Here is a 13981-nt window from a genome sequence, read left to right on the forward strand (position 1 = left end):
CACATCCTTTGATTATGGTCGCTTTATATGATTTTTCCTACAAACGTTCGTCGTTTGAGCCTGGGTGGAGTCACTTTGTACGATTATTCCTACAAATGTCCGTCGTTTGAGTCTGATTCGAGCTGCGTTGTACGATTTTCCGGCTAACTTCCCGCACGGAAGTTTTTTCGCTCGGCGTAAACTTTACTTATGACGCAGTCCCCTTGTGCGAATTGAGATCTCTCGTTTATCCCCCGTCCACAAGCCCCTTCCGATATTCCCGAGGCGTCATGCCTGTAAGCTTGCCGAAAATTTTGCTGAAATAGCGGCCGTCCTGATAGCCGACCATCTCGGCCACCGCCGCAATCGTATACTGATCGTTCTGGAGCAGCACTTTGGCGTTCTCGATGCGCACCCGTTCGATGTATTCGGATAGATTTTCGTTGTACACCTGCTTGAATCTGCGGGACAAGTACTCCCGGCTAAGGAAGAAGCGGCTTGCGATCTCCTGCAGGGACAGCGTTTGACGATAGTGCGTATCGACGAACGCTTTGACGGCGTGGATCGCATTGTGCTCCTGCTGCCGATTCAGCTTCAACGCCTCGGCGATGCGCATCAGAGCTTCCGTCCATTCTCGGCTCCATTCCGGCAAGGAAATGCTGCCGTCCTTCTCCAACAGGAATAGACGACGAGGCAGCGGCGGAGGCGGATTATCGCCGGCGTAGTCGAGCTTTTCCAGCAGCCGGTTGTACATCAATTCGAATTCGTACCGCCAATATTTGAGGTGATCCCAGGTGACGGCCTGAAGCTGTCCGATCGCCTGCATCCAGTTGGTCAGTGCAGTTTCGATCCGCTGCCGATCTCCGCTGAAGACGGCGACGATCATGCTTTCGCTGTACTCGGCCAGCACGACGCGCTTCTCGGCGGGAGCAGCCGTCTCGACGTAAGGACGAATCCAGCGACCGTCGCCGCTAAACGATACCGAGCGGGCCGTCTGCAACGCTTGGGAGAAGCCTGCGACGATCCGATCCGGGAACCGCTGAGCCGCGCCGCAGGCAAAATAGAACCGCGCGTCAAGAACGCGGTAGAGCGCTTCGTTCATCGTTGCGAGCTTGTCCGGCAGAGAAGCGAGATCGCCCGTACACAGCAGCACAATGCCGTAGTTCGGGTCGGTATGCTTAAACGCATAGCCGTTCTTGGCCGCGCCGAGAATTTCGTTGCAGATGTTGGTCATCAGAAAATAGAGCAGGTCCGGGTTATGCCCGAACTTCTCCATCATGGCGCGCGGCAGCGGATCGGTCAGCAGCATAACGAGCTGGCACTCGCGCACGTCCGCCCAGCCGAAAGCCGATTGCAGCTCCTCGGCAACGGTTCGATAATAGCCTTCCTGCGAGACCGCCTTCGTCAGCACCTTGTCCCAATAGACGGGTTTGGTCTGATTAATCTCCACGTTTTTCTGAATCGTTAAGCGACGGTTCTCCTCCGCCTGCCGCCAAGAGCTGACGGCATTCCGCAGCGCCTCCAGCAGCTCGCCTCGCTGAATCGGCTTCAGTAAATAGTCGAGCCCGCCATGCTTCATCGTCTTGCGAATAAACATCGAATCGTCGTAACCGCTGACCGCAATGCGTTTGGACTCGGGGGCTTCGGTCTCGATCCACTGCAGCAGCCCGATTCCGTCCACGTTCGGCATTTTCATATCGGTAAAAATAATTTCCGGTTTCTCGCTGCGAATCAGCTCCATCGCCGCCGCGCCGTCGGAAGCCTCCAAGATGTGCGTGATTCCGAATTCAGCCCAATTAACAAGCAGCCGGATCGAGTCTCTTACATCCTGTTCATCGTCGACAATCAGCACCTTCATGTGGATGAGCCCTCCTTTCTGACCGGGATAATCAAGGTGACGGAGAAGCCGGCCGGCTCCAAATTGCGGACGAGCAATTGCGACTCCTCTCCATTGTACAGCCGCAGCCGGGAGATGACGTTGATCAGGCCGATGCTGCCGTCCGAATCGCTATCGGTTTCCCCTTGTCCAATAGTCTCGACAAGCTGCCGCATGCGTTCCGGCGGAACGCCCAGCCCGTTATCTTCGATGACGATTCGCAGCGCTTCGTCGTCGCTCCGGCAGACAAGCGTAATTTCCAGCGGCCCGCTGTTGTTTTCGAAGCCGTGTTTAAAGCAATTTTCCACGAGAGGCTGCAAAATCATTTTCGGCATCTTGAATGCAAGATCCGCCCCCTCGGTCACCATCCGGAAGCTCAGCCGTTCTTTGAACCGTTGTTTTTGCAATTCCAAATAGGCTTCGACATGCGAGATTTCTTTATACAGCGGGACAACCGACTCTTCCGTGTTCATGTTGTAGCGCATCATCGCTCCGAGCGAGGAGGTCAGCTCGTAAATTTTGGGCACCTGATGATGCAGCGCCACGGAGCCGATCGATTGCAGCGAATTGTAAATAAAATGCGGGTTGATCTGCGCTTGCAGCGCCTTAAGCTGATTGTTTTTGTTGGCCAGCTCCAGCCGCAGCTCGCGCATGATCAGATTATCGATGGTATCCACCATATTTTTGATCGTATGACCGAGCACGCCAACCTCGTCGCTGCGATCCGAATAGATGTCGAGCTTCAGCTTGCCCAGCTTGATTTTCTTGATCGATTCGGTCAGTCGTTTGATCGGAGCGGTCAGCTTAACGGAGACGAACAACGTTGCCGCGATAGCCACGACCAGAAACGACACCAGCAAAATCATATTGATCCGCAGCACCCGCGAGGCGTTGGAGTAAAGGTAGTCGTTCGGAATTTGCTTGGCAATCGTCCACACCCGGCCAATTAGCTCAAATTTCTCATAAATCACAATTCCGTGAAAACCGTCATCCTTCCAGTCAAAATAGCCCGATTGAAACAAGTTGTAGCGAGCGTGCTGCAGCCAGCTATGAGGCGGTTTCTGTCCGATCCACTCAGTCTCGGAGGAGTAGACGGTCGTACCGGTGTCGTCAAGCAGGTAGAGATGCTCGTTGCCTTTGTCATACAGCATATCGCTCAGGTTGCGCAGCCTGTCCAGCTTAAAGTCAATCGATAGCACCCCGATTCGCTCCTTCAGCGGGGCGCGATACACCGGACGATGAATCGTCAGCACTGTGTTGACCGGACTATAGGGAAACTCCTCCATCCCGTAGTTATGGGAGACATGCGGCGGCTCGAAATAAGGATCGTCCTTGTTCAAGGGCTGGACATAATGGCCTTCAAGGCCTGTCTGGCCGACATCGCGCTTCAGAAAACCGTTAATGAGCAAATACGATTGATCGGCCAGATCGGAATACAAATACACTTGCTGAACTTCCTTTGCGGATTGCTCGATGGCGTGCAGGCCGGAGTAAAGGTTCCGTTCGACCATGAAGTCGCTGCGTCCCCGACTGAGAATGTTGTACAGACTGCTGGACTCATGGACATTCGTATAGACGGACAGGGACAGATTGTTCATCTGATTCAGTTGACTGATCAGACTGGTCGCGCCCTGGTGTACGATATTGGAGTTTTCGCGGATGGCGTCTTCCTTCAGGGAACGCTTAGTGTAGAAAAAGGAAAGGAAGATGGAGGCGGCGATCGGAACGATGATGGATATCAACAGAAAAACGCTCAGCTTGTACCGGATGCTGCTGCGGATTTTCATAGCGGTTCTCCTGTCTGCGGAAGTTGGCTTTCAGTCTAACACCGCCTCTTTTAAAGTTCAAGGCACCTCACAATCTTACACATTTTTGATCAATATCAGTTGTATTTTCGCAATTGCCGCTCTCCTATACTTGAGTTGTACGAAGCGCTCCGGACCTTCCGGGTTCGCCGCGAAGTTCAAAATGAAAAGGGAGAGAATACACGTGAAAAAGACAACATCCTTTGTTTTGGCAACGATCACGGCATTTGCCGTCCTATTATCGGCCTGTTCGAGTTCCGGCTCCGACAAGGCCTCGACCGGCACCGGAGCCGCTTCGTCGAGCCCCGCTTCCAGTTCCGACAGCAAGTCGGAGGGTAAGGATGAGATTACTCTCTATACCATCCAGTCTACCAAGCCGGGCTTTCAGGAGTGGCTGAAGGAAGCGGAGGAGAAAAGCGGCGTCAAAATTAACTGGGTAGCCGCCCCGACCGATTCGGATACGCGTCAGCAGAAGGTTTCGACCATTCTGTCGTCGGGCGACAGCTCGGTAGATATTTTAGAGGTCAACGACGAGATGGCGACGTCCTTCAAAAATGCGAACTGGCTGGAGCCGCTGCAGGATACCGTTCTGACCGCGGACGTCTACAGTCAGCTTCCCAAAGGCTATATGGAGGATATGCTGACCTCGTCCAAGGGCGACGTGATCGGCGTGCCGAGCTACTCCGGATACCTCGGCCTATGGGTCGACCAGAAGAAGCTCGATGAAGTCGGGATGACTTCGATCGAGAACGAAGAGGACTTCGTCAAATTTTTGAAAGCCACGACAAAAGACGGACAATACGGCTACGGCGGTTCTTGGGAAAAGACGTACGTGTTTAACGAAATCGCGACTTTCGTGAACCTGTTCGGCGGAGACTACTTCGACTGGAGCAACGAGGGCAGTCGCAAAGCCGTTCAGTTCATGTACGATATGGCCAACACGTGGAAAGTAACGCCGGTCGATCAGATCGCCGACAAGTACGAGCAGATGAATCAGAAGTTCATCGACGGCAAATACGGGATGGTATTTATGTGGGGCACAGGTACGGATTATGAACAAGCTGGCCGCTACGGTAAAGACCAGATCCATATGATCAACATGCCGCAATTCGCCAAGCGCAGCATTTTCACCGATTCGTGGAGCTTTGTACTGAACTCGTCTTCGAAAAATAAGGAAGCGGCGACCAAGTTCCTGAAATATGCAGCGAGCGTAGACGGCGAATTAAGCGGCTGGAAATACTTCGGCAAATATCCGGCAAGAGCCGATGCCGCCGCCAACGAAGCGGTGTCCGGCGATATCAAGGAAGTGTACACGCAGATTCAACAGACAAGCGAAGTTCGCGGCCGTCCTATGCTTCCGCAGACGATGGAGTTCATCTCCGAGATGGGCACGCTGTTCCAAAACTACATTCAGGACAAAATTACGCTGGATGAATTCTGCGCGAAGGCTCAGGAAGCCGTCGAAAGATACAAATAAGGCAGGCTCGACAGGCGCGGTTCCGCAAGGCAATCGGCTGTAGGCTGATCGAAGCAACGATTGCTCACCCAGCCCTTGCCTGCGAGCCGCCGCTCGCATCGATACTCCAAAGGAAAGGCGCTTTGCCATGTACTTGAGCAGAAAATATTTGACCCTGGCTTGGGTCCTTGTCCTCCCGGCGCTGCTGATTCGATTGTTTACCACGATTTACCCGATCCTCGAGACGTTCCGAGTCAGCTTTTACGACATTAAGCTGCTTCGGGGACTGCACGAATTCGTCGGCTTCCGCAACTATATCGATATATTTCACGATTCCAAGATGCTGACTTCGATTGAGTTTACGGTCATTTTCGTGGTCGGATCGATGATCGGGCATCTTGTATTGGGCATTGCTCTAGCACTGATTCTCAACATGAAGATCAAAGCCCAGAAGGTGCTGCGCACAATCGTGCTGCTGCCTTGGGCGATGCCGATGGTCGTCATTGCCATGGCTTCGAAATGGGCGTTCAACAACGATTATGGCTTGATCAACGATTTCGTACGGTGGTTTAACCCGTCGTTCAGCATGGACTGGCTTATTCATACGAATACAGCTCGCTATGCCGTCATTGCCGTCGACCTATGGAAGGACTTGCCGTTCTTCGCCATTCTCATTCTCGCCGGCTTGCAATTTATCTCTTCGGACATGTACGAAGCGGCCAAGATCGACGGTGCAGGGCCGATCCGGTCCTTCTTCCGCATCACTTTACCGCTGCTTTCGAAAAATATATGGGTGCTCAGCATCTTCTTCACGATGTGGAGAATTACTTCCTTCGACGTCGTTTACGCGATGACGAGCGGAGGGCCGGGCGAGAGTACCGCGCTTATCGCTTATCGGATAACGACGGAGGCGTTCACGAACCTGAATACGGGCTATGCGGCTTCGATCGCCGTCGTTCTCTTTATCGTGATGGCTCTGCTCAGCGGTCTCAGCATGAAGGCCGCCAAACGCGTCGATTATTAAGGAGCGAACGAATATGGTTTCCAAGTTTTCACGTCCATTGATTCTCCGTGGATTCCAGTGGTTGCTGGCAGCCGTTGTGGCGTTTCTCATTCTGTTTCCGCTATGGTGGATTTTCATTTCCTCCATTACGCCGGCGGGTGAGCTGTTCTCCAAGCCGATCCGGTACTGGCCGCTTCATCCGACGCTGGACAGCTACAAGTATTTGATCGACAACGTCGGTCTGATGAAGAAAATCGGCAGCACGGCGATCATCGTCGGCGTTTCGATTCTCGTCGGGATGGTGATCTCCGTGATGGCTGCCTTCAGCTTTGCTCGCTTCAAGAGCAGGTGGTTAACGCTTGCGGCGGCGTTCCTGCTAGCGTCCATGCTTATTCCCGATATCGTCACTGCGCGTCCGCTGTACGACTTTCTGCGTTATGTAAATTTGTACGACACGTATTCCGGATTGATTGTTTTGTACATTAGCGGCATATTGCCGTTTACGATTCTCATCCTGCAAAACTATCTTAAGGATATTCCGGTCTCCATTGAAGAGGCGGCTTCGATCGACGGCTGCGGCTTTTTCCAGTCGCTATATTATGTGACGCTGCCGCTGCTCCGACCGGCGCTGGCGACCGTATGTATCGTGAACTTCATAACGTGCTTGAACAACTTCTTTACGCCGCTTTTCTATTCCAACGGCATCTCGGTGCTGTCGACGGCGATTACGCAACTGCCGCTGCGAGACAATATGTACGCCGTACCGTGGGATCTCGTCAGCGCGATGGGCTGGATTATCATTTTGCCGATTATTATTTTCGTCGCCGTATTCCAGAAGCAAATCATGGAAGGCATTATGGCGGGCGGCGTCAAAGGGTAATCCCGTTTAATTATCTCATCTAAAGGAGACTGCACATTATGATCGACAATCCATTCATGGGCGGCCTGACTGCGCTGCCGCTGCTGAAAAGCGGAAGAAGCCGGGCCATCAACGCGGAAAATCCCTACGGGGAAAAAGGCAAGGGCGGCATGGCCGCCAGTCATCTCGGTCCTTCCCGCAAAGGCTCGCCTTGTCTGCGGGACGTTGCTGCCGGCGCAACCGTCACTTTGGCGGAAATGGAAGGCCCGGGCATCATCGAACACATCTGGGTGACCGTAACCGACCAGACGGAGAAGGATACTTACGTTCTGCGCGATCTGGTGCTGCGGATGTATTGGGACGACGAGACCGAGCCTTCCGTGGAAAGCCCGCTCGGGGACTTCTTCTGCAACGGCTTCGCCAGAGGCTGTACGGTCAACTCGATTCCGATTGTCGTGAATCCGACGCGCGGCTTCAACTGCTACTTCCCGATGCCGTTCCGCAAAAAAGCGAAAATTACGATCGAGAATCAGCACGAGTCCGCGATCCCGGCTTTCTTTTACCAAGTCGATTACTGCCTGCATGACGAGCTTCCGGAGAATACGGCGTACTTCCATGCGCAATGGAAGCGGCAACGGCTTACCAACAAGCAGGAGGACTACGTCATCCTCGACAATGTGAAGGGCCGAGGTCAGTACGTCGGGACTTACATGGCGCTGACGACGCTGGAACGGCACTGGTGGGGCGAAGGAGAAGTCAAAATGTTCATCGACGGCGACGACGAGTATCCGACGATTTGCGGCACCGGCACCGAGGATTACTTCGGCGGCGCATGGAGCTTTGCCACGCAGAAGGACGGCAAAACGGTCGAAAACACCTATTGCACGCCGTACATGGGCTACCCGTACTACTCGAACCACGACGATCTTGTGCACAACCCGTATCATAACGACGACGTTCCGCCGATGCGCGGCTTTTATCGTTGGCATATTCTCGATCCGATCCGTTTTTACGAGGATATCAAGGTGACGGTTCAGCAGATTGGCGTGTACAAGAAGGGATTGTTCGAGAGGCAGGACGATGTTGCAACGGTCGCTTACTGGTATCAGAGCGAGCCGCATCAAACGTTCGCGCCTTTGATGAGCAAGGAAGAGCGTTGGCCGCGATAATAGGGCCTGGAAGGAAGGGAAATAAACGGTAACGCAATAAATAGGAAGCGAGGGGCAGGCCGCTGTTGCAGCGGTTTGCTCCTTATTGCCGCTGTGTGGGAGTTGACGCTGGGCGGGGCAGAATGATTTGCGGGATGCAACGTGTATAATGTAGGTACGAAAAAAATGAAGGCACGGAAAACGGGAAAGAGGGGCGGCAGACACAGATGCGGATGCGCGGCTTGGGAATTTGGACGGTTGTTCTGCTGTTGCTCGCTTTGTCTGCGTGCGGCTTCGGCAGAAGCGAGGGACAAACTCATTTCGGAGACGGCGCCGGAACCGATCAGGAAGATCGGAAGGGGACCGTAATCAAGCTCTACAATTTCAAAGTGGAAATGTCCGAGCAGCTTGATGCGCTCGTTAAGCAGTACGCGGTGGAAACCGGCGTAAATATAGAAGTCGAGACGTGCGGAGGCGGCTGCGATTACGGGGCCGGGCTGAAGACGAAGTTCAACTCCGGCGACAGGCCGGATATTTTCTTCGTGGCGGGCTATTCCGATCTCGATCTTTTTCAGGAGCATTTGGAAGACTTGACGGACCAGCCGTGGGTGGACGATATGCTGGAACTGACAAAGCCGGCGATTACGAAGGATGGCGCGATCTATGGGATGCCGCTCGTAATCGAGGGTTGGGGGTTTGTCTACAATAAAGATTTGTTTAAACGGGCCGGTATTACGAAGCTTCCGGTGACGCTGACAGAGCTGCGGGATACGGCGATCAAGCTGAAGAGGGCGGGCATACAGCCGTTCGAGAATGGCTACGCGGAGCGGTGGGTCGTCGGCAATCATTTGGTGAACGTGGCTTTTGCGTTGCAGCCGGACCCGATTGCCTATGTCGAGGATGTCAGAACGGGGCGGGAGAAGCTGACCGCTAACCCGGTGCTGCGCAATTGGACCGACTTGATCGACCTGACCGTGGAATTCGGCCAACCGAACCCGCTGCAGACGGACTATACGTCGCAGGTCACCAACTTTGCGGAAGGCAAAGCTGCGATGATGCAGCAAGGCGTATGGGTGCAGGGAATGATGGACAAGCTCAATCCCGGCATGGACATCGGCTTGCTACCGATGCCGATCAACGACAAGCGCGAAGCGATGGACAAGCTGCAGGTCGGCGTGCCGAACTATTGGGTCATTAGCCGCAGTTCCAAGGTGAAGCGGGAATCGAAAGCTTTTCTGAACTGGCTCGTCTCTTCCGCTGAAGGGAGGAAGTTTTTCGCCGATGTCCGATTTATTCCTCCTTTTAAGAGTATCCCCTTCAGTAAGGAGCAGATCGGACCGCTGGCGGCAGACGTCGAGACCTATATCGAGCAGAACAAAATCCTGCCATGGATGTGGCAGCGCTATCCCGGCTACGAGGCCAACACCTACCAGATGGCCGTCCAGGTTCAGGCGTACATCGGCAAGCGGATCGGGCGGGAGCAGCTCTTCCAGGACCTTCAGAGCACTTGGGACGATTATTCAGCGGAGTAAGGGAGTGCGCTAATTGTTGCGGGGGAGTCGTTGGCTAGTTTGTGGCTAGTTTTTGGCTAGTTTGTAGCTAATTTATGGCCGATTTATGGCTGGTATATGGTCTGCGGGACTGTTAAAGGTGCAGTTGGTGGAGGTTTTGGAGTTGTAAGGGTCTGACGGACCGTTAAAGGTAGAGTAGGCGGAGTTTTTGGAGTTGTAAGGGTCTGACGGACCGTTAAAGGTGCAGTCGGTGGAGATTTTGGAGTTGTAAGGGTCTGACAGACCGTTAAAGGTAGAGTAGGCGGAGTTTTTGGAGTTGTAAGGGTCTGACGGACCGTTAAAGGTGCAGTCGGTGGAGATTTTGGAGTTGTAAGGGTCTGACGGACCGTTAAAGGTAGAGTAGGCGGAGAGTTTGGAGTTGTAAGGGTCTGGTGAACCTTTAGAAATAAATTGGTAGGGATGAATCCAAACGGTCCTTAGATTGTTGTTAGTGCGAATTATGGTGCGAATGTGAGGCTCACATGATTTTCCGGGGGGATTCGCACCAGAAAAAGGCGAAATTCCTTGGTGGAAATTTACATTCTGAGTGTGTTAGGCTTGGATTAGATTGTATTTTTGCGTATTTTGGGTACAAAACGGGTGGTTTCTACGTTTGTAAGTCTCAAAATCGCTGTCGCATCCCTCGCGGATGCGTGGATTGAAATGTCCGTCAGAACACCGCATTTATCGGACATGTGCGTCGCATCCCTCGCGGATGCGTGGATTGAAATGTTCCTAACGCGCTTTGCATTAGATTATATGAAGTCGCATCCCTCGCGGATGCGTGGATTGAAATCGATTCTGCTCTATCCATCTCTTGAACAAAGAGTGTCGCATCCCTCGCGGATGCGTGGATTGAAATTTCCTCGCCTTTGAACAGGCTGAATTTGTGTTAGTCGCATCCCTCGCGGATGCGTGGATTGAAATCGGCATCTGAAAACGAATCGGCTGCCGGATCGCAGTCGCATCCCTCGCGGATGCGTGGATTGAAATGTCCTCGACTGGTCGCATAGGAGGGGCTTTGATGTCGCATCCCTCGCGGATGCGTGGATTGAAATTTCATGCCCTGCTCGTAATTCTGCGAGGCCATAGTCGCATCCCTCGCGGATGCGTGGATTGAAATCCTTTGCGGCTTTTGCTCTCAAATGGCTGCTCTGTCGCATCCCTCGCGGATGCGTGGATTGAAATTCCGATAAGGGCGGCCGTCCAGCAAGATTACGTAGTCGCATCCCTCGCGGATGCGTGGATTGAAATGAAAGAAGGATGGAAAGAGCCGCCCACGGATGTGTCGCATCCCTCGCGGATGCGTGGATTGAAATTATCAGAGAGTGTTTTACAGAGTCTACCAGATCGTCGCATCCCTCGCGGATGCGTGGATTGAAATTCGACCTGGCAGATGATAGGCACAAAATACTTGTCGCATCCCTCGCGGATGCGTGGATTGAAATCGGTTGATGTCGACCTCCTGTATCGTGACTTGCAGTCGCATCCTTCGCGGATGCGTGGATTGGAATACGATGCGACAATCAACATGATATTGCGGCGATCAGTCGCATCCCTCGCGGATGCGTGGATTGAAATTTGCCGCTCCTGTCAGAGTGCCATAGCCCTTCCAAGGCGTATCCCCCGCAGCTGCATGAACGAAATGCGTCAGCGTCATCGCCAGGAAAATAAAAAAATCCCGAGGCCATCGGTTCTGATGACCTCGGATTTTTTTACCTTCTGACAGTTATCACTCGCAAGCGACTCCGTCGCCGTCCCGGTCCAGCTTGAGGGAGTAGCCCGGATCTCCTTTGCGAAGAGGCGATTTACCGGCTTTGCGTACTTCGGCGCAGCTTGAGTAGACGACGGTTTCCTTTGCGGGAGACGATTTGGCGGGAGGGTTCGCTGTTGCGGGGCTAGGTTGATCCGGGAACAGCTTTTTGGGCTTTTCAACGATGAACAAAACTTTCGTGCCGTCCTCATAAGCCGATAGTTGATGTCCGACCCAGCTTCCCGCGCCGCGATTGTCGCGAGATTCGACGTAGGCGACGCTAGCGCCTTTGCCGCCCTCCTGGCACATAGCCATCGGCCATTCGTCCCGATCGTATCCTTTGCGTGTATCGATGCCGGCCAGCGATTGCTTGCGGTTGTCCCCCGCGCCGCCCCGGTCTATCGTACAGACGCTGGAATAGCCCTGTTCAATTGCCCCAAGAATGTGCAGTGCCGTTTCGGGATAGGTGTCGCTAGGGAAAATAAGTTCATGATCATATTCGGTTTGTGCCGCTCCGCTTGTGAGCGTTTTTTGCGACAGTACATCGCTGCAACCGGTTAAGGCCAGAGCAAGAACGAGAAGGAAAAGTAAACGCAGTTTGCTCAAGGATGTCGCTCCTTCCAAGATTATCCCTATTACAATAGCAGAATTCGCCAGGGAAGAACAGGCGAACAAAAAAAGGCGGAGCAAGGAGCAAAGCTCCCCCTCCGCCTCAATTATGCGTATTCGCAGCTTAATCTAGGTAAGCGGTTCTATCTACAGTTTGAAGTAACGAATTGAGCCGTTCAACTGACCTACGATGTCTTGCAGCTGCTCCGAAGCGGAGGCGATGTTCTCCGAAAGGGCAAGCTGTTCCTCCGTAGCCGCGGATATATTTTGGGCTTTGGCCGATATGTCCATCGCGGAGGTAGCGGACGTATCCAGGCTCGCGGATACTTGTTCGGAGCTTGCGGACATTTGCTCCGTTACGGCCGAAGTATCGTGGAGCTGCCGGGAAATTTGTTTGATCGACGATACGATGGACTCGAAGCCTTGCGCTACCTCGGACAAGGCGCCGGCTCCTTGCTCACTGCGGGTCACCGTTTCTCTCATATGGGCGGACGCTTGGCCGATTTCGCCGCGCGTATCGTCGATAAGCTGGTGAATGGCCTGCGCGGATTCCAGGGAAGTCGCGGACAGCTTGCGAATTTCCTGGGCGACAACGGCAAACCCTCTGCCGTGCTCGCCGGCGCGTACAGCCTCGATCGAAGCGTTGAGCGACAAAATCCCGGTCTGGTTGGCGATGGCGGTAATTTTATCGGTAACCGAGCCGATTTCGTCCGACTTCTTGCTGAGAATGGCGACGCTGACGTTCAGGTTGGCGATGGTCGTCGCCATCTGTTCCATCTGCTGGATCAAAGCGGCCAGCATCGTTTTGCCATTGTCGGCCATTTCGTTCGTCTTCGCCGAATGATCGGAGATGACGTTGGTGCTGTCGGCGATTTTCTGAACGCCGATCGCCATTTCCTCCATGGCCATGTTGGATTCGCGAGCAATGCCCGTCTGGGTCTCGACAAGCGTAGAAACGAGTTGGATGTTCTCCGCTACGTGACTGGAAGCGGAAGCCGATTCTCTGGCGCTATCGGCCAACTGATTCGATGCGCTGGCGACTTCTTCGGCATGTCCGGCGATTGCGCCGATAAGCCCTCTCATTTTGCCGATCATGCTATCGACCGAGAGCAGAATTTGCCCTAGCTCGTCTTTGTCGTATTTGGCCTGAGGCTCGTAGCGCAGATTTCCGTCCGCTACTTGTTTTGTCTTGGCCTGCACAATAGCAACCGTACGGCTGATTTTGCGGATCATATAGAAGCCCAGCGATAACAGCAAAATCCATTCCGTGATCATGATAATATAGGTCATCAAAGTCGTCTGCCCATTATCATCCTTGATCGTTTCAACTTGCTGCAAAGCATAATCTTCGAGGATTTCTCCGAAATCGTTAATGTTGCCTCGCGCTTCATCAAATTCCCGCTGCAGCTCCGCTTCTTTCGCAATGGAGTAGTTTCCGGCTTGAATTTGGGCTTCTGTATGCTTGACCCATTCATTAAACATGCGGTCAACCTCTGTAATAGTGTCGCTGATCGATTTGCCGCTATTGGCGTGGGTGAGATGAGCGATGCCTTGCTCCGTCACGATCTTCAGCGCTTGGTCGATGCGATCGTTCGTTTGTTGCACATTTTCGGCGAAATCGGCTTTGGCCTTTTCTTTGTCCTCCGGGGATACAAAAGCGGAGCTTAGCTGCTGGTAGGCGGTTAAAGCCTGATACATATCTCTGTCTGCGTTAAGGACAAGAGTGAGCGAGCGGGTGCTCGTCGCATAAAGCACGTTATCCAGCTTGTTAATATTCGACGCGTTCAGTTGGAGTAAATAAATTCCTGCAGCTGCAAATAAAACTAAAGGGACAAGCAGTAAAACGAGCAGCTTGGTCTTGATCGAGATGTTGTTCAGCATGTTTTTGTCTCCTTATGACCGGCGTCGGATAGTCTTATGACATATATCGGATAAAATGTACA

Annotated in this window: 9 protein-coding genes, 1 pseudogene and 1 CRISPR repeat array; of the genes and pseudogenes, 5 read left to right on the top strand and 5 right to left on the bottom strand. The window is 53.2% G+C overall.

Annotation, left to right across the window (positions count from 1 at the left end):
• Positions 1-226: 226 nt before the first annotated feature.
• Entirely contained in the window at positions 227-1837 is a 1611-nt protein-coding gene (locus tag DFP98_RS08420; protein WP_116060132.1) for a response regulator transcription factor, read from the bottom strand.
• The gene (locus DFP98_RS08425; RefSeq protein WP_116060133.1) at positions 1834-3642 is read right to left on the bottom strand and encodes a cache domain-containing sensor histidine kinase; all 1809 of its coding nucleotides are present in this window, start codon (positions 3640-3642) and stop codon (positions 1834-1836) included. Before DFP98_RS08425 ends, DFP98_RS08420 begins: the two co-directional genes overlap by 4 nt.
• 202 nt (positions 3643-3844) lie before the next feature.
• On the opposite strand from DFP98_RS08425, the gene DFP98_RS08430 reads away from it, so the two are divergent.
• The 5 genes from DFP98_RS08430 (at position 3845) to DFP98_RS08450 (ending at position 9658) form a co-directional block, all read left to right on the top strand.
• Entirely contained in the window at positions 3845-5137 is a 1293-nt protein-coding gene (locus DFP98_RS08430) for an ABC transporter substrate-binding protein (protein WP_220377070.1), read from the top strand.
• Positions 5138-5264: 127 nt separating this feature from the next.
• Complete coding sequence (locus DFP98_RS08435; protein WP_116060135.1) at positions 5265-6140, top strand: carbohydrate ABC transporter permease; 876 nt, start codon at positions 5265-5267, stop codon at positions 6138-6140.
• Positions 6141-6153: 13 nt separating this feature from the next.
• Positions 6154-6999 (top strand): carbohydrate ABC transporter permease, encoded by an 846-nt coding sequence (locus DFP98_RS08440; protein WP_116060136.1) that lies wholly within the window; start codon positions 6154-6156, stop codon positions 6997-6999.
• 38 nt (positions 7000-7037) lie between these two features.
• On the top strand, positions 7038-8147 hold the full coding sequence (locus tag DFP98_RS08445) for a glycoside hydrolase family 172 protein (RefSeq protein WP_116060137.1): 1110 nt from the start codon (positions 7038-7040) through the stop codon (positions 8145-8147).
• A 206-nt stretch (positions 8148-8353) separates the two neighbouring features.
• Positions 8354-9658, top strand: coding sequence for an ABC transporter substrate-binding protein (locus DFP98_RS08450; protein WP_116060138.1), 1305 nt, complete (start codon positions 8354-8356; stop codon positions 9656-9658).
• 651 nt (positions 9659-10309) lie between these two features.
• Positions 10310-11257: direct repeats of the CRISPR family, unit length 32 nt; unit sequence GTCGCATCCCTCGCGGATGCGTGGATTGAAAT.
• Positions 11258-11408: 151 nt separating this feature from the next.
• Here the strand turns inward: DFP98_RS08450 and DFP98_RS40105 are convergent.
• The 3 genes and pseudogenes from DFP98_RS40105 to DFP98_RS08460 form a co-directional block, all read right to left on the bottom strand.
• Positions 11409-11621 (bottom strand): excalibur calcium-binding domain-containing protein, encoded by a 213-nt coding sequence (locus DFP98_RS40105; RefSeq protein WP_246016470.1) that lies wholly within the window; start codon positions 11619-11621, stop codon positions 11409-11411.
• Positions 11607-12053 (bottom strand): annotated as a pseudogene (locus tag DFP98_RS40110) (NucA/NucB deoxyribonuclease domain-containing protein); the annotation flags it as partial. The gene DFP98_RS40105 and the pseudogene DFP98_RS40110, both read right to left, overlap by 15 nt.
• Before the next feature lie 132 nt (positions 12054-12185).
• Positions 12186-13919: a methyl-accepting chemotaxis protein gene (locus tag DFP98_RS08460; RefSeq protein ID WP_116060140.1), complete on the bottom strand. Its 1734-nt coding sequence runs from the start codon at positions 13917-13919 to the stop codon at positions 12186-12188.
• Positions 13920-13981 lie beyond the last annotated feature (62 nt).

Source organism: Cohnella phaseoli (assembly GCF_003386235.1).
GTDB classification, from domain to species: Bacteria; Bacillota; Bacilli; order Paenibacillales; family Paenibacillaceae; genus Cohnella; species Cohnella phaseoli.